This window comes from Actinotalea ferrariae CF5-4 (assembly GCF_000603945.1).
Taxonomy (GTDB): Bacteria; Actinomycetota; Actinomycetes; order Actinomycetales; family Cellulomonadaceae; genus Actinotalea; species Actinotalea ferrariae.
The window spans coordinates 99,314-119,814 of sequence record NZ_AXCW01000001.1 but is presented as its reverse complement, the minus strand read 5'-3'; the positions used below and the strand labels follow the sequence as shown (position 1 = coordinate 119,814).

The window sequence follows — 20,501 nt, the reverse complement described above, 5'->3', positions numbered from 1 at the left end:
GCACGCGTCCCGCTGGGCTCAAGCGGCGTGCGGCCAACAGTCAGTGCTTGACCGCCGCGGACCCGCCACGCCCTCTGTGCGTGTCACGGCCACGATCCGCCGGTCAGGGCGACAACGGAGGGCGAACGGCGTCGGGGTCAGGACACCCGTTTCCTGCATCCCGCATGCGTCACCAGCTCCTGAACCACAACACCTAGCGACGCCGGGGCACCCCCGGTGGCTGGGGATCGCCCGGCGCGGGTGCGTCTTCTTCGGCGGTGAGGTGCGCGTCGGGGTCGACCGCGGTCTCGAACGCGGCGGCGACGTCCTCGCCCGAGGTGTGCCCCCGGGTGTGTCGCAGGGGAGCTTCGCGAAGGAAGAGCAGGATGACGAACCCGAGCAACGCGAAGGGTACGGCGGCCAGGAACGTGGTCTGCAGTGCCTCGGCGAACCCGGTGGTGACCGCGAGATGGATGGGCTCCGGCAGGTCGGCGATCTGCTCGGGACTGCCCAGGGTCGCGGCCCCGGGGGGCATCTGGTCGGCGGGGAAGCCTGCCGCCTCGAGCTGCGCGGGGATGGTGTCGCGGAGCCGGTGGGTGAGCAGCGCGCCGAAGACTGCCACTCCCATCGCGCCGCCGAGGGAGCGGAAGAAGGTCGCCCCGGAGGTGGCCACGCCGAGGTCGGCATGGGGCACCGCGTTCTGGGTCGCCAGGACCAGGACCTGCATCACCATACCGATGCCGGCGCCGGTGATGAACATGAACACCCCGGCGAGCCACAGCGGGGTGTCCACCGACAGTCGGCTCATCAGCGCCAGCCCACCGGCGGCGACCAGCAGACCCGCGACGGGAAACATCTTGTAGCGGCCGGAACGGGTGATCAGGCGCCCTGACCCAATCGAGGTGATCAGCAGTCCGACCATCAACGGAAGGGTCAGCAGACCGGAGGCGGTGGGCGACTCGCCCTTGACGATCTGCAGGTACTGAGGCAGGAAGATGATGGCGCCGAACATGGCGACCCCGACCACGAACCCGGCCAGGCTGGTGATGACGAACGTGTGGTTGGCGAACAGCCGAGGAGGCATGATCGGCTCGGCCGTCCGGCGTTCCTGCCAGACCGTGAGCGCGAGCATCACCAGCGCCACCGCGGCCAGGCCATAGGTCCAGACCGAGTTCCAGGCGAACTCCTTGCCACCGAGGGAGAGCATCAGCAGCAGCGCACTGATCCCGGCGACGATGAAGAACGCTCCCAGCCAGTCGATCGCGTGCTGGCGGCGGGGGAACGGCAGCTTCAGCACGCGTTCCGTCACCACGAGGGCGACGATGCCGACAGGGATCCCGACCCAGAAAGTCCACCGCCACGACAGGTGCTCGACCAGGAAGCCGCCGAGCAAGGGCCCGGCGACGGTAGCCAGGCCGAAGACCGAGCCGATGTAGCCCTGGTAGCGGCCACGCTCGCGAGGGCTGACGACATCACCGATGATCGCCTGGGAAAGTGCCATCAGCCCTCCCACGCCGATCCCCATCACGGCGCGGAACCCGACCAGCTGCCCCATGTTCTGGGCGAACCCGGCGGCAAGGGACGAGACCAGGAAGATCCCGATCGCTGACTGGAACATGATCTTGCGGCCGTACAGGTCCGAGAGCTTGCCCCAGATGGGGGTGGACGCGGTCGAGGTCAACAACGTGGCAGACACGACCCAGGCCAGCTGGTCCTGACCACCGAGCTCCCCGACGATCGTGGGCAGCGCGGTGGCCACGATCGTCTGGGACAAGGCGGAGACCAGCATGCCCAGCATCAGACCCACCAACGCGATGAGGATCTGCCGGTGCGTCAGGATCGGCATCACCTGCTCGGTCGGCGCCGCGGGCTGCTCGGCTCGGGGCGACGGTGAGGTGCTCATGGCTGACTCTCTTCTCGGGTGGACTGGCTCAGCTGGTGGTCGAGGCCGGCGTTGAAGGCGGCCAGCAGGGACGCGAAGTTCGCCAGGTCCTCGCGAGACCAGGACTGCAGCAGCCCGCGGACGACGCCGCGCCGTTCCGCCCGCGTCGCGGTCAACACCTCCTGACCGTGCTCGGTGAGCCGCAGCCGGCAGGCACGTCGGTCCTCGGCGTCGGGCTCGCGCGCGACCAGGCCGGCCTGCTCCAGAGAGGTGACCTGGCGGCTGATCGTGGAGGCATCCAGGTGGAAGTGGGCCGCCAGAGCGCCGGGGCGCAGCGGGCCCATGTCGTGGAGCCACGCGAGAATCCCATAGGCCGCCCGTTCCACGACCTGCGCCGCCGGGGCCCCGCGCAGGTACACCTTCTGGGCCCGACGCACCAGCAAGGTCAGCTCCTGCTCGATCGACTCCACCGAGGCAAGGTCGGCCGTCGACTCAACTAGTTGCATGTACCAACCATACTCAATCGCACGGGCCGAAAACGAAGGTCACGGGTTGACGACAGCGAGCACTGGCGGGGGCAACGCCCGGTTCTGCGACCTGCCGGTCTCGTCGGCAGTCCACAACCGCCACAGGAGCCCACGCCGTCCCCGGCGGCCGACCACCAGTCCGCCAAATGATCAACCTCTGTGTCCATCACCGCCCAGGACCTCCACGTGACTGGGCAGTGTTCGGCGATGTCTGCGCCAGTTCGGGCGACTTCCAGGCAACCGGTGTTGACACCTCGTTGACACCAACGCCAGAGGCCCTCCCGATCCGAAGATCGAAAGGGCCTCTGAACTGCTACTTCAAGTAGCGGGGGCAGGATTTTAACCTGCGACCTCTGGGTTATGAGCCGTTCTTTCTCGGCCTTGAGCACGGCTCGTCCGACGACGTCAGAAGTCCTATGCTGGAAACGTCACCGCAGGTCAGAATTGGTTTTTCTGTCCGCGACAGTTCGCCGCAATTCGCCGCCGTACGGCAAGCAATGCTGACCATTTGTTGACCACGCCGACCACTGGGTCGGCGGCGGGGTTTCGGCCGGAGGGGTGTTCTGATGCCATCAGTTCGCGTCCGCGCTCGAGGTAGAGGCTTCATGTACACGGCCCTGTACCGCGACCCGAGCGGCAAGCAGCGGTCCGCCGGGACCTTCACGTCCGAGCGGGCAGCGATGCGGGCCGGCCGTCGCGCGGAGTCACGGGTGGAGACCGGCGGCTGGATCGACCAGGCCTCCGGACGGATCACGTTCCGGGACTACGTCGAGACGGTGTGGCTGCCCTCGCGGCACGTCGAGGTCTCGACCCTGGCCGGCTACCGGTCCTACCTCGGCAAGCACTTCCTGCCCTTCTTCGGCCAGCGAGCGATGGCCGACATCCTCCCCTCCACGGTGCAGGACTGGGTCACTGCGGCCGCGGCGTCCGGTCTGTCGCCGACGTCGGTCGCCAAGTACCACGTGATGCTGCACTCGGTCTTCAAGCGGGCGGTGCGCGACCGCGTGATCCTGTCCAACCCGTGCGAGGGCACGGAGCTGCCGAAGATCCCGCCCCGGAAGACCCGGATCCTCACGCCCGAGGACTTCGACCGGCTCGTCGCCGCGCTGCCCGATCGCTACCGCCTGCTCGTGCTGACCGACATCGAGACCGGGCTGCGCTGGGGCGAGCTCATCGCGCTCCGGCCCCGGCACATCGACTTCCTGCGCCGGACGGTCTCCGTCGAGCAGACCATCGTCGAGGTCTCGCGCAAGCACTCCCCCACCGGTCAGCGGATGATCGTCAAGGACTACCCCAAGGCCGGCGAGTTCCGGACCCTGAGGGTCAGCGACGACCTGCTCGCGGAGCTGTCGCGGCGCATCAAGCGCCTGGGCCTGAGCCCCGACGACCTGCTGTTCGCCTCCACCGACACCGCCGGCGGCAACCCGATCTCGCGGAACACGTTCCGCACCAAGGTCTGGCTGCCGGCGCTGGACCGGTCCGGGCTCGACTTCCACGTCCGGGTCCACGACCTGCGTCACGCGCACGCGTCCTGGTTGCTCGCCGGCGGGGCAGACCTCATGCGGTCATGGAGCGCATGGGGCACTCCCAGATCATGACGACACAGAAGTACCTGCACACGCTCCCCGACGCGGACGACAAGGCGCTCGCCGCCTTCGAGTCGGTGCGCAGGCGTTCGGCGCGTGAGTCCAGCTCCTTGCAGGGAGCCGATAGGTCGGAACGCGAGCGTTAGCGGTCATTCCGAGGGCGGGTGTCGGAGGAAGAGTGGGCGCCGTTCCGTCGCACGGTCCTACGCTGCAGCGGAGGGGTGAACACCGTCCAGGCGCCGGTGTGCCGGGACCACGGAGGTCGACCGATGGACTACACGACGTTGGGGCGCTCCGGGCTGACGGTCAGCCGTGTCGGCCTGGGCTGCATGAGCTACGGGGTGGCCGCCTTGGGTATGCATGAGTGGACTCTGGACGAGGACGCGGCAGCCCCGTTCTTCCGCCAGGCCGTCGAGCTCGGCGTGATCTTTTGGGATACCGCGAACGTCTACCAGGGCGGCACGTCCGAGGAGTTCGTCGGGCGGGCGATCCGACGCTACTCCCGCCGGGAAGACATCGTCCTGGTCACCAAGGTCCACGGGAGGATGCACGACGGCCCCGGTGGGAGCGGCCTGTCGCGGAAGGCAGTCCTCGAGCAGCTCGACGCGTCCCTGCGCCGGCTCGACACCGACTACGTCGACGTGTACTACATCCACCGGTTCGACGAGGCGGTGCCGGTCGAGGAGACGATGGAGGCCCTGCACGACGTGGTGAAGGCCGGCAAGGTCCGCTACCTCGGCGCCTCGTCGATGTGGGCCTGGCAGTTCGCCAAGCTCCAGCACACCGCGCGGTCGAACGGCTGGACGCCGTTCGTCGCGATGGAGGACCAGTACAACGTGCTGCGCCGCGAGGAGGAGCGGGACATGATCCCCCTCTGCCTGGACCAGGGCGTCGGGCCGACCCCGTACTCACCGCTGGCCAAGGGTCGCGCCGCACGGCCGTGGGGGGCACAGACTGCCCGGTCCTCCACTGACACCGTGGCCAAGGCGTTCGACCGAGACGTCGACAAGGCCGTGGTCGACGCCGTCGAACAGGCACCGCGGGACGTCCATGGCGCAGATCGCGCTGGCGTGGGTACTGGCCAAGCCGGTGATCGCCTGCCCGATTGTCGGCGCCACCAAGCCGCAGCACCTCACCGACGCCGTCGCCGCCCTGGACGTCCACCTCACCGCCGAGGAGGTCGCGGCACTGGAGGAGCCCTACACCACCCAGGACAACTACTGGTGGTAGAAGCCCACTGATCACCGCAGACCGCCTACCGCCGACGGTATTGGAGCCCGTATCGGCGTGGATGGCATCGGACACGGCTTGACCGCCGTCGCCGCCGTGCTGGCCGTCATCAACGCAACCAGTGGGGTGTGCCTGGGTTGCAGGATCTTCCTGCGAGGTCGTCGGCTGCAGCGCGCCCGAGCATGATCGGGCGATGCCCCTGGGGGCGGCCGCTCGGGAGTTCCGCCTTCGTGCACCACCCAGCGCTGACCATGCGCTGACGTCGCATCGACGGGCCGGTGGCAATGATCGAGACCCGTGGCGCGGCTGTGGCCGGTCGACCGACGTCGACCGGCCACAGCCGGTGGTTCAGGCGCGGAAGGTGGCCGAGCCGTTCCCCACGAGCGAGGTCAGCACCGCGCCCTTCTGGTCCGCCGGGGCGGACAGGTAGTCGTCCGCCGCCGCACGGTCCAGCACCATCGAGAGGGAGACGGTCTTCCCCGCGGACTGCTGCCAGCCGGTCAGACGGTCGAGAACCTCTTCGCGGCTGCCGGTGATGTCGACGAGCGACGGGTCCGCCGTGGTGATGGACGTGACCTTGTGGTCCTCGTCGAGGTCGAGCACGAGCGAGGCCCAGAGGCTGTCGCCGTCGTGCACGCCGAGCACGACGGTCGTGCCGCCGGGGACGAGGGCCTTCGCGGCAGCCTCGACGTCGTCCCGGGACGCCCCGGTCGTCCACTGCAGCCCGAGCACCTCCCGGGCAGGGCCGGGGTGGGTGACGATGCCGTCGGCGTACCGGTCCATCAGCGCGTAGGTGCGCTGGACGAAGACGTCGAGGTCCTCGTGGATGTCCCACGAGTCCTGGACGGCCGCGAAGTAGGAGTCGACGGCGTCGCGCTCCATCACGACCACGAAGTCCACGGTGTCCTTGTTCGCCTCGTACAGCTCCTTGGCCAGGGCGTGCGGGTCCTCGACCCGGTCGACCTTCCCGGTGCACTCGGCACCGGCGGTGTGCCGGAACTTGACCACGGTTCCCTGGTCGTGGATGACCACGAGCCGGCGGGCGGCTTTGGCCGAGCGCAGCAGCAGCGACTGGGCGTTGCGCCACTGGTCGACGTCGATGTCAGCCATGAGGACGTCTTGGTGCAGCATGAACGTGCTCCTTTCAGGCGGTGACGGTGCACCGGTAGACGTGGATCGAGTACGGGGCCATCGGCTCGGCGATGGAACCGCCCGAGGTGGTGACGTCGCGGCCGTCCCACACCTCCTGGACCTCCTTGATGCCGACGCCCATCGACACCTCGGCGTCGATCGGCTCGGCGGACGGGTTCGCGACGAACACGAGCACCGTGCTCGGGTCCTGCGGGTCCGAGTGGATCGTCACGTCCAGCCGCGGGTCGTTGGTGGTGACCTCGTGGACGCCGGCGTCGCGCACGACGTCGGCCACGGCCTGCGGGACGGACTGCAGGTCGCTCACGACCGTGATGGAGCCGGAGCCGACATCGACGGTCACGACACCGTCGGCCGACCGCGCCTCACCGATCGCGTCCGCGAGCACCGAGCACGGACGCATCACGCTGTCGAGCTCGGGCACCTTGGGACCGACGACGACGTGACCACCCTCGCGGGCGAAGTCGACCAGGCCACGCTGCACGCCCTCGTCGAGGTAGTCGAGCGTCGTGAGCACGACCACCTTGCGGCCTGCCCAGCGTTCGGGGCGCAGGTCCGTGTCCGAGAGGACCGTGCTTGCTCCGGTGCCGGCCAGCGCCTCGGAGAACGCCCCGAACCACGTGCCCTTGGCCAACTGGACGGGCTGGTCGAAGCCGAGCGTCGACTCGCTGACGGTCACCGGCCCCGCGTACTCGGAGAAGCCCGAGGGCGTCTCGAGGAAGTCACCGGGGAAGGAGACCAGGACGCTCGTCGCCTCGAGCCGGTCGTACTCGCGGTTCGCGAGCAGCAGCACGTCCGCGTCCCGCCGGAACCGGTGGTACTCCCCCCGGTCCAGCATCGTGTTGACGTTCCCGAACATGGCGACCTTCTCCGGGCGCTCGCGCCCGTCCCGTCGCACCGGGGAGTCGAGCCACCGGTCACGCTCGACCAGCATGTACCGGGAGAAGCCGCGGATCCCCTGCATGAGCGCTGCCTTGGTGACGAACTCCTCGTCGTGCCAGTCCCCGGGGTTGAGGTACCAGGGCCACACACCGGCGATGAACTCCGGGATGTACGGGTAGCGGCTCGTGCCGACCACGTAGGAAGCGACCGTCTTGACGTGGGAGAAAAGCTCCTTGCGCGAGTAGATGTCGAAGCCGACGAAGTCGAGCTTCTCCTCCAGCCGCATGAGGTTGAACGGCGTCGTGAAGCCCGAGGCGGCGCCACCCGGCCCCAGGGGGTGCGGGTAGTTGTGGAACAGGGTGATCCCGCCGAGCCCACGCTCGCGCATCATGCCGGCGAGGCGGTCCATGGAGTCCACGAGGTACTGCTCGCGGTACTCCGCCCAGTCCGCGTACCAGGGGATGTCGAGCTTGTCGGTGGCCTCGAACCGCCGCGGCGGCTCGATATCGGCGGGCTCGCCATACTGCCGGGAGTACGCCGACGCGACGGCCGGGAGATCCCCGTACTTGCCGAGGAGGAAGCGCCGGTAACCCTCGAGGGACTCGACCGAGTAGTCGGCGATGTAGGCGTTGACGCCGAAGAAGTACGCCATCTCATTGTCGACCTGCGCCGAGACGATCCCGCCGTGCGGGTAGGCGTGCTTGGCGAGGATCGAGCAGATCGCGTCGTACCAGAGGGCCGTCTCCTCGTAGAAGGCGTCCGAGGCGTAGTTGAGCGCAGGGATCGGCTTGGGAACCTGCGTGAGGATCACCTTGGAGCCCTTCGCGCTCACCGCGTGCAGACGCTCGTCGGCGAGGATCCGCTCGGGGTAGCCGAACCAGGTCAGCTCGGAGTTGATCTGCGGGCCCGGCCGAACGACGATCTTGAATCCCTTCTGCTCGCAGAGCGTCAGGAACGCGTCGATGTCGTTGGAGGGGTTGATCTCGCCGAAGTCGAAGCGCCCCTTCTCGATCTCGTGGGCCTCCCACGGGATGTAGATGGAGATCATGGTGAAGCCCATACGCTTGACCGAGTCGAGGATGCCCTCCCAGCGGTCGCGTTCGAGGCGCCAGTAGTGCACTGCGCCTCCGTAGAGGCTGACCTCCTCGCCGTCGATGGCGAGGGATCCGTTCTGGATCGTCACGGGGCGGTGGGTGCCGGAGTGGTGTGGCACGACAGTCCCTTCCTTCCTGGGGTGAGTGGTGGTGCTACTTGTTCCGGGCGAGGGCCACCGCGAGGATGATGATCACGCCGCGGATGACCTGCTGCTGGCTCGAGTCGAGGCCGGCGAGGATGAGACCGTTGTTGATCAGGCCCATGAGCAGGGCGCCGAAGAGGGTCCCGACCACGGACCCTCGGCCGCCCGCGAGGGCGGTGCCGCCGAGGATGACCGCGGCGATGGCCGAGAGCTCGTCCCCGGCCCCCCACTGGAAGCGTCCGGACTGCAGGCGGCCGGCGTAGAGGAGGCCCGCGAGGGAGGCCGCCATGGCGGAGATCATCATCACGCGGAACTTGATCGCCCGGGTGTTGATGCCGGAGTACTCCGCCGCGGTCCGGTTCGCCCCCGTGGCGAGGACCTGCCGGCCGAACTTCGCCTTCTTCAGGACGACGGCGCCGATGGCGACGACGACCCCGCTCCAGATGACCAGGCCGGGCAGCCGGCCGATGTTCCCGCTGCCGAAGACCGTGTTGAAGGTGCGGTCGAGGATCGGCTGCGGTGCCGACGCCGTGACCCACTGGGCGACACCGGCGGCTATCCCGAGCATCGCGAGCGTCACGAGGAAGGACGGGATGCGCAGGAAGGCGACGAGAGAGCCGTTGACAGCACCGACGACGACGCCGATCGCGAGACCGGCGATGATGCCCGGCACGAGCCCGAAGGCCGCGATCGCCATGGCCGCGGTGATGGATGTCAGCCCCGCGATCGAGCCGACCGAGAGGTCGATCTCCGCGCAGGCGATCACGAACGTCATCCCGACCGCGATGATCGTGATGATGGCGGTCTGCCGCAGGATGTTGAGCAGGTTCGTCGTGCTGAGGAAGCCCTGGTCACCGAGCAGGACGGCGAAGACCACGAAGACGACGACGAAGCCGACGTAGATGATGTCGCGGCGCCAGTCGAGGCGGGACGCCACCCGCTGCCACGCGGGCGCGGAGGTGGTGGCGGCGGCCTTCGGGCGGGGGGTCGTGGTGGTGCTCATGCCGCCAGCCCCTGCACGGCGAGCTCGAGCTCGACCTCCGACGCGACGCGTTCGGCGCCGATGGTCTCGACGACGCGCCCGTTGCGCATGATGAGGAACCGGTCGCACATGGCGATCAGCTCGGGGTACTCCGACGAGATCACGATGATCCCCTTTCCGGTCTGCGCGAGCTCGCGCACGATGCGGACGATCTCGGTCTTCGTGCCGACGTCGACGCCGGCCGTGGGCTCGTCCATCACCAGGACCTCGGGTTCGGTGCCCAGCCACTTGGCGATGACGATCTTCTGCTGGTTGCCGCCGGACAGGAGCCGGGCGGGTGCGTCCGGACGCGCGACGGCGATCGAGAACTGCTCGATGAGCCGGTCGGACCGGTCCCGCACCATGTCCTTGGCGACGAGCCCGCGGCGGCGCAGGCCGTCGAGCAGCGGCAACGTGAGGTTCTCCCGCACGGAGTGGTCGAGCACCAGCCCCTGCAGGCGGCGGTCCTCGGGGATGAGCGCGATGCCGGCGTTGATGGCGTCGGCCGGCGAGTCCAGGCGTACCCGGCTCCCGTCCTTCATGACCGTGCCACGGGTGATGCGGCTGATGCCGAAGAGCGCGCGAGCGAGCTCCGTGCGCCCTGATCCCATGAGCCCGGCGATGCCGACCACCTCGCCGGCACGCACCTGGAACGTGGCTCCCTCGACGCCGGCGGCGTGCAGGTCCGCCACGTCCAGGATCACCGGTCCGGTCGCGCCGCCCCGAGCGGGAGCGGGACTCTCCGCATCGGACAGCTCCCTGCCCGCGATGCCCGCGACGATCTCCTGGGGTGTGATCTCGTCGAGACCGGCCGTGATCAGGTTCTTCCCGTTGCGCAGGATCGTGATCCGGTCGGCGATCCGGTAGACCTCGTCCATCCGGTGCGAGATGTAGATGATCGCGATGCCCTGCTCCTTGAGCCGGCCGACGAGCTCGAAGAGCGCCTCGACTTCGTGCTTCGCGAGCGACGCCGTCGGCTCGTCCATGATCAGGACGCGGGCGTCCTGCCCGAGTGCCTTGGCGATCTCCGTGAGCTGCCACTGGGCCGTGGGGAGGTCGCCGACCTCGGCCGCCGGGTCGATCGCGACGTCGATGCGTGCGAGCAGCTCGGCGGCGCGAGACCGCATCGCCTTGTCGTCGATGAGCCCCGCCCGGGTGGGCTCGACGTCGAGGAAGATGTTCTGCGCGACCGTGAGGGTGCTGATGAGCGAGAACTCCTGGAACACCATCCCGATGCCGGCCGCCCGAGCCCCTTCGATCGTGGTCGCGTCGAGCGGCCTGCCGAAGACCTCCACGACGCCCGCGTCGCGCTGGTAGACGCCCTGCAGGATCTTCATGAGCGTCGACTTGCCGGCGCCGTTGCCGCCGGCAAGGGCGTGGACCTCGCCCGGGCGGATATCGAGGTGCACGTCCTCCAGGACGGTGACCCCGTGGAATGCCTTGGTGATGCCGTCCATGCGGACCGCGAGCGGCGCGTCGGTGGGCATGCGAACACCTCCTCGTGTGCGTGAGATCAGCGAATCGAACGAGTCGATCGAGAGCGGGCGGGACCGGGCCTGTGGGGCGGCGACCCCCGGTCCCGCCGAGCCGCCGGCCGCGGGCGGGTCCCTCGGAGAGGGACGGCTCGGGATACGCGGGCGAGGTCAGTCCGCGTACGAGTCCGTGACCTCGGACGGCGGGTCTGCGTGGTAGACCTGCTGCCACGCGTCGAGCACGTTCTCGTGCGACACCGGAAGAGCCGAGAGCGCGACGTAGGGCGGGGCCTCCTTGCCGAGCAGCGCCCCTGCGGCGAGGTTCGCCTCGGTCACGCCCTGGTCGAACGGCACCTGCGCGCCCAGCCCGACCACCATCTCGTCCCGCGCCAGGGCGATGGCGACGTTGGTCCCCAGGTCCTGGGTGGCGATCTTCAGGTCGGTGCGGCCCGCGGCGCGGGCAGCGGCCATCACGCCCTCGGCAGGCACGTCCCAGACGGCCCAGACGCCGTCGAGGTCGGGGTACTGCGTGAGCCAGGCGTCGGCCACGGACTGGGCGTCACCCGCGAAGTCGGGACCGGCGATCCCCCGCTCGTCGACGATCTCGATGTCCGGGTACTCGTCCTCGATCGTGGTCCGGAAGCCCTCGTAGCGCTGCTGGGTCACGAAGAAGTCGGCCTCGTGGTAGATGAGCCCGATCTTGCCGGAGCCGTTGAGCGCCTTGGCCATCAGATGGGCCGAGACGACGCCGTTGCCGTAGTTGTCCGCGGACACGACGGAGACGTAGTCGGTCCCGGGCTCGAGGCCGTCCGGCACGTTGTCCATGAAGACGAGCTCGACTCCGGCGTCGGCCGCGGCCTGGTACGCCGCGGCGGTCGCGACGGGGTCCGTGGGGATCGACACGATGATGTCCGGGTTCCGGGCCATCACCGTCTCCAGGTCGGAGACCTGCTGCCCCGGGTCGAAGTCAGCGTCGGTGACCGCCACGACCTCGATGCCAAGCTCCTCGAAGCGCTGCTCGAGCCCCGCGATCTGGGCGTTCGCCCAGTCGTTGCCGCCGTAGTGCATGACGATGGCTGCGGTCGCCCCCATCTCCTGGACTTGGGCGACTTCCTCGTCGGTGAGGTCTGCGACGGAGGCCGGCGACGGCTCCTCTCCGCGCGGTCCCTGGGCGAGCACCTGGCCCTGGAGCTCGGCCAGGGCCTCGTCGGCCTGGGTCGAGACCTCGGTGTTCTCCTCGGCGACCTCTGCGGTCTCCGACGAGCACGCCGCCAGAGCCAACATGGCGATGGCGGCGGGAGCCGCCCAATGCAGCCTGCGCAACATCATCAATCTCCTTCGATCGGTGTGGTGGTGCTGGCTTCGTCCGGGACGCCGTCGTCGGTCTGTCCCCGGGTGCCGGGCGCCGCCCTGCCGAAGGGCCCGACTCAGCGAGTGTGAACGTTCGCCCTGATGGCCGTCAAGGGTTTGGGCGAACGTTCGCCTATAACGGTTCGGTCACGACACATCGACAGGCGTGAGCCAAGGACGTCGGTCCTAGAGGGAGGACAGCGGGCCGCCCGGGGCGGCGGCGTGTGGCCCCCCGGGTACGGTCAGCGGGCGCAAACCGGTCGGAGTCGTGGGCCAGATGCACTCGAGGGCGCGCATCGCGACCGCCTCGTCCCGGGGGCTGCGCGGGCCGAGAGGTTTCAGAGGCTCAGCGGTACGGTGGCGCGGACGCAGAGGCCCGCACGACGAGCTCAGGCACAGCGGGCGAGGTGTCCACCTCGCGACCCTCGATGAGGCCGAGCAGGATCTCCATGCACCGCGCCCCGACCGTCGAGAACGACTGGCGGACGGTCGTCAGCGGCGGGAACACCTGCGAAGCGAACTCGTTGTCGTCGAAGCCCACGACCGAGATGTCCTCGGGCACCCGGACCCCGTCCTCGTACAGGGCACGGAGGAACCCGAGCGCCATCAGGTCCGACGCGATGAAGATGGAGCCCGGGAGGCCGGCAGCCACCATCCGGCGCCCGATCCGGTAGGCACTCTCCCCCGTCCAGTCCCCGTACTGCACCGCAGGGGCGGGCAGCCCGTGGGCGCGCAGCTCCGCCTGCCACCCGCGCAGACGCACCTGACCGTCCAGCCACTCCTGGTTCCCGGCGAGGTGTGCGACCTTCCGGTGGCCGAGCTGGACCAGGTGGCGAGTGGCGAGCCGCGCGCCGAGCTCCTGGTCCTCGTAGAAGACGGTAATCCCGTCGTGGCTCGTCTCGCCGGGCGACAGCAGCACTACGGGTAGCCCCGCGGTGATCTCCTGGGTGACGTGGGCCAGCGACACCCGGGGAGCGATGACCACGACGCCCTCGACTCCCCGCTCGACGAACGCCCGGAACGTCTCGGCGACCTCCCGCGGCGACGGGTAGCTGGTCGTCGTGACGAGGGCCGTGTAGCCGGCGTCACGGGCGGCGGACTCGACCGCCGCGAGCGTGCTGACGGGACCGTAACGGGGCGATGCGTCCGCGATGACACCGATCGCCCGCGACCGGCTCGTCACAAGGGCACGCGCCGCGTCGTTGCGCCGGTACCCGAGCTCGGCGATCACGGCGAGCACCCGGTCGCGCGTCGCGGTCGAGACACGGCCGCCGTCGTTGATCACACGCGAGACGGTCTGGTACGACACGCCCGCTTCCCTCGCGACGTCCTTCAGCGAAGGCCGCCGACGCGCGTCAACCACTGCGGCTCCTCGTCGCTCGAACCCCCTCGGGCGCGCGCCCGTCTGACGAATCCCAGCGTAGGGCCTCGGCCTGCATGACCGTCCGGTCGACCGCCGGCGCCCTGCGCGGGCGGGAAGCCCGTGCCGGATGTAGGCGCGGCAACTCCGCTCGCCGCAGTCCCCGTAGCGGCGGGCGGGAGGTACCCCCTTTAGGAGTTCGATCTTGGTCCGGGCGCAACGCGCTGACCTGCGGAAATACACGCGGGTAGTTCACGTGAGGACCCCGTTCCGGAGGACCCGCTGACCACGTGCTGACCACGGAGTTCGACAACGGGCCAACTCTGCCGAGCGCTACGGGCATCAGCACGCGACGGAACTACCGCAAGATTCAAAGAGTCGCCGGCACCCCACCGCTCACCAGGATTGTCCCCCGACCTGGGCTCCCAGGTGGTGGCGATCCTGGGCCAGTGGCTCGTTGTGCGGTGTTGAACGATGCCTAGAGGGAACGGATCGCCCCGGTGCTCTCTTCGACGAGGGCGGGCCCGGTAAGGGTTCCGGGGCCGGGGTCGGAAGCATCCGGGTGTCCGCAGATGAGGTCGGCCGGCTCGGAGTTTCGTCGCTTGAACCTCAAGGGGTACCTCCGGCGCTTGAGGGCAGCTCACGAGCGGCAGCCAGCATCCGCTGAACGGGTATAGGAAACAGATCGTCGAGGTCGAGCTCGCCGCAGGCCCGAGCCAGAGTCCGCCAGGTCTGCGCACGAACGACCTCCGGCGTTGCTCCAAACACGGCGGCCAGCGAGCGTTCAACGTCCGCGATGCGGCCAGGTTGCCTAGGCACGCTGGACGTCCGATTGCCGCTTGGATGGTCCGTCTCCGGGAGAATCGCCTCTAGCGGAACACCGGCCTCCCGGAGGTCGGCGACGTCCATGCTTGCGTTTACGGAGAACAGGCAACCAAGCTCCAGCGCGCGCTTGGTCTCGGGAGTCGAACCAAGCCACCAGTGCAGGATCGCCCCACGTGTCCCCGCCGCTTCGAGCATGTCGAGCACCTGCGAGGTTGCCCGCTTGCTGTGCACCGAGACGAGTCTGGGCGCGTGTGTTGCCTCCGCGAGGATCGCCGCGAAGGTCTCCCGCTGCTGGTGCAGGGCGACCTTCGAGGCGCCGTCGAGCCCGACCTCGCTGACGAAAGGTGTGTCTGCGAGGAAGGAACTGAAACGGGAGGCGTCGAAGTTCGCCTGCGCCTTAGCCACGCCGGGGTGACAGCCGGCACCCCACACCGTGACGAGATCAGTGCGGGCCAGAGCACGCTCGGCTTCTTCAAGCGAGCGTGTTGCGGCGAACACCACGGCGCCGAGCGATTCGAGGTCACGCGAGGCAATGCCCACGTCGACATGAGCGTGCAGGTCCAGGGGCGGCAGCGCGCGGCTCACGACAGGAAGCCCCTCAACTCTGCAACACCGCGGCGGCAGAGATCGAGTGCTTGTCCGGCCGGGTAGCTTTCCGGAAGCGACATCTTCATGACGACGTAAGGCTTGGGATCATCGGCGACGAAGTCGAACATGGCCTGCACGATGGACTTCTGCTGTACGAAGTCGGCATAGCGGTCGCCGGGATCGGTCGCAAGGTAGTCGGTGGCGTCGGCAAGGCCACCTGCATGGAACGAGGCGCGTCGCACAAGACAGCCGAAGCACACCCCGCAGGACGCGCCTGGTGGTGCGCCCTGGAAACGAGCATCGGTGTGGGCGCAGGAGTTCGAGGCGCTAAGATAATCCGACGCCGCGGCGGCGCCGATCCGCTCTGCAACCTGCGAGAACATCTCGCCTTTGGTGAGCGTTTGGAATGGGTTTTCGATCAGACCGTGCGCACCAACACTGGCGAGCAGCTCCTGCAAGTCCGTGAGGAACCTCGGGTGTGTCGTGTGGGTAGAGAGTGCGCCGCGCCTCTCAGGTCCAAGCGGCGGGTTGAGCGACGCGAAACCGTTCTCGGGAATGAACAAGGGTCCGCCAGAGCGTTCAGCCGCCGCCAGGCCAAGGGCCAGGAACAGCAGCGAGCGGGACCGGCTCGAGGGTTCCCGCTTGAACATCGTGCCGTCGAGGCGCTTCGAGTGGCGGTTCAGAGCGATGCGGCGGTGGATGATTACGCGCTTCGGCGCCAGCGCACGGATGCGCCTGACGAGATCCCTCTGGAACGGCGAGATGGACGGCGCGCTGAAGTGGGAGACCAACTGGAGTGTCGCCCCGGGTGCGAGGTCGAGCGCCGCAATGAGCGCGCCGGCAGCCGAGTCAGCGCCCCCGCTGAGCAGGACGGTGCGATCCGGGGTGGGTTCCTTGAGCGGGAGTGCGTCGATCGGGTTCGGTGCAGCCTGCATAAACCGAAAGGTCCAGCGGTCCCCTGTGAGGAACCCGATGGCGGTGGATAGTTGGTCGGCCTGGGCCGTCCATGCGGCGGGCACGCCCACCTCGATGGTCAGATCAATTTCGCGAGCGTTCCAGTCTGAGCCGCCGCCTTGCCGTCGGACGGAGCGATCCGCCGCGAAGACGCCGAGGGCGATTCGAGCAAAGTCGACATTCTCCTGGCGCACAGGTCCGAACGAGCTGAGGTGTTGATCAAGCGGCCCGATGAACGTCGTGCGCGGTGACGAACCGCTCCAGAGTAGTATCTCGTCGAAGCCGCCGGCATCCGCTGCGGCCTCGTCGGTGGTGAGAAGGAAGCTGGTCATTCGCCCGCTCCGAAAATCCGCCCCAGCTCATGAATGCCGCCCTCGATGGCAGCCGCGATCTCCTGCTCTGTTGGTCCGGTGGCGTTAAGTGTTACCTGGTTGGCGTAGACGGTCGCAGCGTCGCGGATTTCCTGCTCAGCTTCAGCACGGCGCTCACGAGAGGGCTCGGCTCGGATGGTGTCACCCACTTCTGTGAGCGTGACGTCGGCGACGATCAGTTCAATCGAATGCCTGACGATCTCGTCCGGCGTCGGTGTCTGGTCTGCCGGAGACTCAAGGATCCACTCGACGACCTTGGCCACGATCTCCCGGGATTCGTCGTCCTCGATCGTGCTGTCGGCGCGGCTGTCGAACGCAGCCTCGACGATCCTGGTGCCAACGGCGACCCGGTCATCCAGGGCGCGAAGTTCGTCGTAGTTCAGGCCCCGCCCGCTCGAGGACGGTCCGGTCGCCAGAAGCGTAGGCGCGTGCGAGCGCACCGGCTCGTCCAGCCGCACGCGAGGTCGTGCCAATGGAACGCCGGGCACCGCCACCTGAGCGTCCGCCGGAGCCGCTGCCGCCGCCGCGCGCGCCACCTCCACCCGCGCCCGGCCCATCACCACGGCCGCCCCGAGTGAGGATGCGCAGCGTCGGCCGGAGGTCGACCGTAGGCATCACTGGGGCAGGAGTGGGCATACCAGGAGCCGATGAAGCCGGAGTTCCATTAAGCGCCGCAGCCGGGGCTATCGGATCGGCAGGGATGTTGGCTAGCCAGTCTGCGACGGAATCCCGCAGATTGTCTGCGTCCTTGCCACCACTGCCCTTGAACGCGCCGCTAGTTCCCATCGAACGTGCTCCAGTGCTCGCGCACGCTCTTGATCACCTCTCGCACCTGAGGCGTCGCCGAATCGACATCCCAGGCAGCAAGCACAGGCTCGTACCTCCCGCCGTTCTCAGGCTTGAGCAGCATGACCGTCGCCACCTTGACCTCCCTTGGCGGCAGAAGCTTCAGCGCAGAGATCACCCCGTCCTCGATGCCCGAATGGGTCTTCGCGAGACGAAGGATGCCCGGGACAGCGTACTTCTGGACGATCGGCTGATCACGGGTCAGACCGCCGAGGTAGGCGATGAGCAAACGGGCATCGGCCGGCGTGATCGCTCGGAGGGCGTCGTCCGTGATGGCCGTCCGGTCTACCTGCACGCTGGAGGTCAGAGCACTCGCGATGTCGCGGAGTCGCTCCGGCAGTGCGCTGCTGACCAGCTCGATGCCCGCGAACGAGGCTGCCAGGTAGAGGTAACCGCTGATGTCCGTAGCGTCCAGCTTCGGCGGCAGCTTCGCCCAGCGGATGAGCGAATCAGAGAACTGTGCCTCCGGGGCTGGCGCCGGCGTCTCGACGACCGCAGCGGGCTTGGCAGCGGCCTTCTTCTTGGAGGGCGTTGCCGGTTCCTCGTCCTGCGGTTCGGTGACCTCGGTCGGCACTGCCTCGTTGGCGGCCCGGTCGAGTGCGTCCAACTGGTCGCGCAGCCTGGTTTGGGCCAGCCAGCCCAGCACAGTCTTGAAGTCATCATCGAGCAGGCGCTCAAGCATCATGAGCTTGGCGACCGCGTCCGCCGCCAAGGTGATGCCCCGGCGTGAGGCTACGGACTGGCGCACGTGCAGGTCGTTGAGGAAGCGCTTGATGCGGCGGGGGTTGCCGTGAAACTTCTCGTAGAGCAGCGGGGTCAGGCGAGAGGCCGTGGCGCGCTCTTCGGCCAGGTCTGCACCTTCGGGCAGTGCTAGATCATCGAGGCTGCCGGCTTGCATCCGGAGGTCTGCGGTCGAGTCAACGAGGGCAGCGAAGGTGTCGGCCTTGAGCTTGCTCTCGGCGAGCAGCAGAAATAGGTATGCCTGGGTGTCGAACTGGCTGAGCGCTGGGATCGGGATCGTCGTCTGCACGATCTTGTGAAGGTACAGCTCGGCAGGGGTCTCGCCCCCACCCCGTCGTGCCTCCGGCGTGCCCAGCCGCTTCTGGATGGCGTCTGCCACTCGGTCTTCGTCAGCGGCGATGACGAACGACATACCCGGCGCGGACAGGAAAAGGCGAATGGCCTCGAGGGTCTCGACGACGGTCTCAGGCAGACAGCGGTCGAGATCGTCGACGAGCACTACGACTCGGGAGATGTGCTTGAGCCCGTCCGACTGGAGCAGCTCAGCGAACTCCTCCCGGAATTGCGCGAGTCCCCTCTCCGCCGGTTCCTCTTCACCCTCGACTGAATCCTCGTTGATGAGGTCCAGGATGTCTTCGACCTTCGGCAGCTGCAGCGTGATCGACGTCAGCGCGGCCATCTTGAAGGCCTTCGCCCACTTGACGCGCTTGGTGAGCCGGCGGAGCAGGTTCTGTGCGTCCTCCCCCGCACCGGTGTCGATCTTGCTCCTGAGCGCGTCAAGAACTTCGGCGATGAGGCTCTCCTTTGGGCCAACGGTCGGGTCGTAGCTCCAGGGCTGAGTGGGAACGACGAGAACGCTCGTGGCGGCCGCTTCGGCCCTCTTCTGCACCTCCTGCTTGACCAGTTCGAGCACACTGGTTTTGCCGCTACCCCACGAGCCAGACAGGCCGAGGGCGATCGGGTCGAGGGCGTCATCGAGCACCGCGTCGGCGACTGCCTCCGCGACTGCCATGAACGACAGGAGATCGCGCCCGGTCGGCTCGTCAGACCAGAGCGCGTTGTGCCCGCCACTCATATCCAGGACTCCTGCGCCAGCGGCACCTCGTTCAACTCGTCGCGTCGCTGTCGCCAATCGGACAGGAACCGGTCCATAAGAGCCACAAGGCGTTTCCTATCCTGGAAGATGCCGGTGAGATTCGAAACCTTGTCCTGGAAGCCGTTGCGCGAGCCCAGCTCGGTGGAATCGCCGAAATCGGCGCTATTTACCACACCCTGGAGACCGTCGGCCTCCACGAGCCTGCGGATGGCGACGTTGACCTCCTCGCCGACGTCAGACTTGCCCATTCTTGTAATGCGGTAGTCGAACCAGCCGTCGCCGGGCACCTCGATCACGGCGTACGGGTCAGCCTTGGCCTTGTGCGACACGCATTTCACGAAGAGGAGCGTCGGAACGTAGTCCTCGCACTGGCTGGCGTCCATTCTGCCGCACAGCTCGTCAGCGCTGCTCGAGAGGGAGCTGTCGAGGTCCGACTCTTTCAGCGCCATCGCCACTCCCCCTCAGCCCTCCCGCGCGCCAGTGTGGCGCGGCTCATGATGTACGTCGGACCACACGTCGAGGCCCCCTCGGCCAGACTGCGAGGCCGCGCTCATGACCATATCCGCCGGGCCCGGCGGTTCGTCGAGTTTTGCCGTCGCGGCGATCTCAGGGACCTGTTGATTCTGCCTGTCCGGTCAAGCAGCTAAGGGTCTCCTTGATCATCGTCGTGGGAACACGGGCACGAGGCGGGCGACCACAGCGCGCGATGTCCCCGCCTCGACCGAAGTAGCTGGCGCATCGAGGGGATGCAAGAAGAGTCAGCCTCCGTCATCGGCTCTGCGCCGGGCTAGCGTGTCGCGGGTGCCTGTCGCCTTTCACCGGTCCGAGATCCGCGGGATCGACCCGCTGACGCTGTACGCGATCCTGCGTCTACGGGTCGACGTCTTCGTTGTCGAGCAGGCGTGCCCCTATCCAGAGCTCGACGGACGCGACGTAGAGCCCGGTGCCGAGTTGCACTGGGCCACCGACGGGCCGGACGTGCTCGCCACGCTGCGGGTGCTGCACGAGGCCGACGGTGCCCTACGGGTGGGGCGCGTGGCGACGAACAGCGCTGCCCGGTCTCGCGGCGTCGCGTCGCAGCTGATGCGCAAGGCCCTCGACCGCTGCGCCGCGCTGGACCCGTCCGCGCCGGTCCTCCTCGACGCGCAGGCTCATCTGGCGGACTGGTACGCGCGCTTCGGCTTCGACGTCGCCGGTGAGGGCTTCGACGAGGACGGCATCCCACACCTGCCGATGCGGCGGACTCCGTAAGGCCTCCTTGTGCGTCGCGATGACGGAATGACCGCACCTGCCGCGCATCGTCATCGCCAGCGCTATCGCCCCGGAGATTCCGTCATCGGTGTGGACCGGCATGGATCGCGCACAGGCCACAACGTGACGCGACGGAACGGGCTGGCCCGACCAT

16 protein-coding genes and 1 pseudogene are annotated in these 20,501 nt (G+C 68.2%); 4 read left to right on the top strand and 13 right to left on the bottom strand.

Features of this window, described 5'->3' with window-relative positions; genetic code table 11:
- Positions 1 to 193: 193 nt before the first annotated feature.
- Positions 194 to 1,882: an MDR family MFS transporter gene (locus N866_RS00530; protein ID WP_034221076.1), complete on the bottom strand. Its 1,689-nt coding sequence runs from the start codon at positions 1,880 to 1,882 to the stop codon at positions 194 to 196.
- Positions 1,879 to 2,367: a MarR family winged helix-turn-helix transcriptional regulator gene (locus N866_RS00525; protein ID WP_052022175.1), complete on the bottom strand. Its 489-nt coding sequence runs from the start codon at positions 2,365 to 2,367 to the stop codon at positions 1,879 to 1,881. Before N866_RS00525 ends, N866_RS00530 begins: the two co-directional genes overlap by 4 nt.
- Before the next feature lie 626 nt (positions 2,368 to 2,993).
- Between N866_RS00525 and N866_RS20195 the strand changes: the two genes are divergently transcribed.
- The 3 genes and pseudogenes from N866_RS20195 to N866_RS22730 all read left to right on the top strand — a co-directional run bounded on the left by N866_RS20195 (position 2,994) and on the right by N866_RS22730 (position 5,390).
- Complete coding sequence (locus tag N866_RS20195; protein WP_216699340.1) at positions 2,994 to 3,986, top strand: tyrosine-type recombinase/integrase; 993 nt, start codon at positions 2,994 to 2,996, stop codon at positions 3,984 to 3,986.
- 257 nt (positions 3,987 to 4,243) lie between these two features.
- Positions 4,244 to 5,204, top strand: a pseudogene (locus N866_RS22735) (aldo/keto reductase).
- A gap of 39 nt (positions 5,205 to 5,243) precedes the next feature.
- Positions 5,244 to 5,390 (top strand): DUF4395 family protein, encoded by a 147-nt coding sequence (locus N866_RS22730; RefSeq protein WP_081802175.1) that lies wholly within the window; start codon positions 5,244 to 5,246, stop codon positions 5,388 to 5,390.
- 162 nt (positions 5,391 to 5,552) lie between these two features.
- Here the strand turns inward: N866_RS22730 and N866_RS00510 are convergent, their stop codons facing one another.
- The 11 genes from N866_RS00510 to N866_RS00460 form a co-directional block, all read right to left on the bottom strand.
- On the bottom strand, positions 5,553 to 6,335 hold the full coding sequence (locus N866_RS00510) for a hypothetical protein (RefSeq protein ID WP_034221073.1): 783 nt from the start codon (positions 6,333 to 6,335) through the stop codon (positions 5,553 to 5,555).
- Positions 6,336 to 6,348: 13 nt separating this feature from the next.
- A complete protein-coding gene (locus N866_RS00505) occupies positions 6,349 to 8,418 on the bottom strand; it encodes an alpha-amylase family protein (protein ID WP_216699339.1) in 2,070 nt (689 codons plus the stop codon).
- A gap of 64 nt (positions 8,419 to 8,482) precedes the next feature.
- Positions 8,483 to 9,475, bottom strand: coding sequence for an ABC transporter permease (locus N866_RS00500; protein WP_034221067.1), 993 nt, complete (start codon positions 9,473 to 9,475; stop codon positions 8,483 to 8,485).
- Positions 9,472 to 10,980 carry a sugar ABC transporter ATP-binding protein gene (locus N866_RS00495; protein WP_034221062.1) on the bottom strand — a complete coding sequence of 503 codons (1,509 nt, stop codon included), beginning with the start codon at positions 10,978 to 10,980 and terminating at the stop codon, positions 9,472 to 9,474. Before N866_RS00495 ends, N866_RS00500 begins: the two co-directional genes overlap by 4 nt.
- 156 nt (positions 10,981 to 11,136) lie before the next feature.
- The gene (locus N866_RS00490; protein ID WP_034221059.1) at positions 11,137 to 12,294 is read right to left on the bottom strand and encodes a substrate-binding domain-containing protein; all 1,158 of its coding nucleotides are present in this window, start codon (positions 12,292 to 12,294) and stop codon (positions 11,137 to 11,139) included.
- Between the two features lie 367 nt (positions 12,295 to 12,661).
- Positions 12,662 to 13,678 (bottom strand): LacI family DNA-binding transcriptional regulator, encoded by a 1,017-nt coding sequence (locus tag N866_RS00485; protein WP_034221056.1) that lies wholly within the window; start codon positions 13,676 to 13,678, stop codon positions 12,662 to 12,664.
- Between the two features lie 606 nt (positions 13,679 to 14,284).
- Entirely contained in the window at positions 14,285 to 15,085 is an 801-nt protein-coding gene (locus N866_RS00480; RefSeq protein ID WP_034221055.1) for a TatD family hydrolase, read from the bottom strand.
- Positions 15,082 to 16,374, bottom strand: a complete 1,293-nt coding sequence (locus N866_RS00475; protein WP_034221054.1) for a hypothetical protein — start codon at positions 16,372 to 16,374, stop codon at positions 15,082 to 15,084. Before N866_RS00475 ends, N866_RS00480 begins: the two co-directional genes overlap by 4 nt.
- Complete coding sequence (locus tag N866_RS22015) at positions 16,371 to 16,871, bottom strand: hypothetical protein (protein ID WP_216699338.1); 501 nt, start codon at positions 16,869 to 16,871, stop codon at positions 16,371 to 16,373. Before N866_RS22015 ends, N866_RS00475 begins: the two co-directional genes overlap by 4 nt.
- A gap of 317 nt (positions 16,872 to 17,188) precedes the next feature.
- Positions 17,189 to 19,075 carry a KAP family P-loop NTPase fold protein gene (locus N866_RS00465; RefSeq protein ID WP_034221052.1) on the bottom strand — a complete coding sequence of 629 codons (1,887 nt, stop codon included), beginning with the start codon at positions 19,073 to 19,075 and terminating at the stop codon, positions 17,189 to 17,191.
- Complete coding sequence (locus N866_RS00460; protein WP_216699337.1) at positions 19,072 to 19,545, bottom strand: hypothetical protein; 474 nt, start codon at positions 19,543 to 19,545, stop codon at positions 19,072 to 19,074. Before N866_RS00460 ends, N866_RS00465 begins: the two co-directional genes overlap by 4 nt.
- Before the next feature lie 352 nt (positions 19,546 to 19,897).
- On the opposite strand from N866_RS00460, the gene N866_RS00455 reads away from it, so the two are divergent.
- Positions 19,898 to 20,347, top strand: a complete 450-nt coding sequence (locus tag N866_RS00455; RefSeq protein ID WP_034221047.1) for a GNAT family N-acetyltransferase — start codon at positions 19,898 to 19,900, stop codon at positions 20,345 to 20,347.
- Positions 20,348 to 20,501 lie beyond the last annotated feature (154 nt).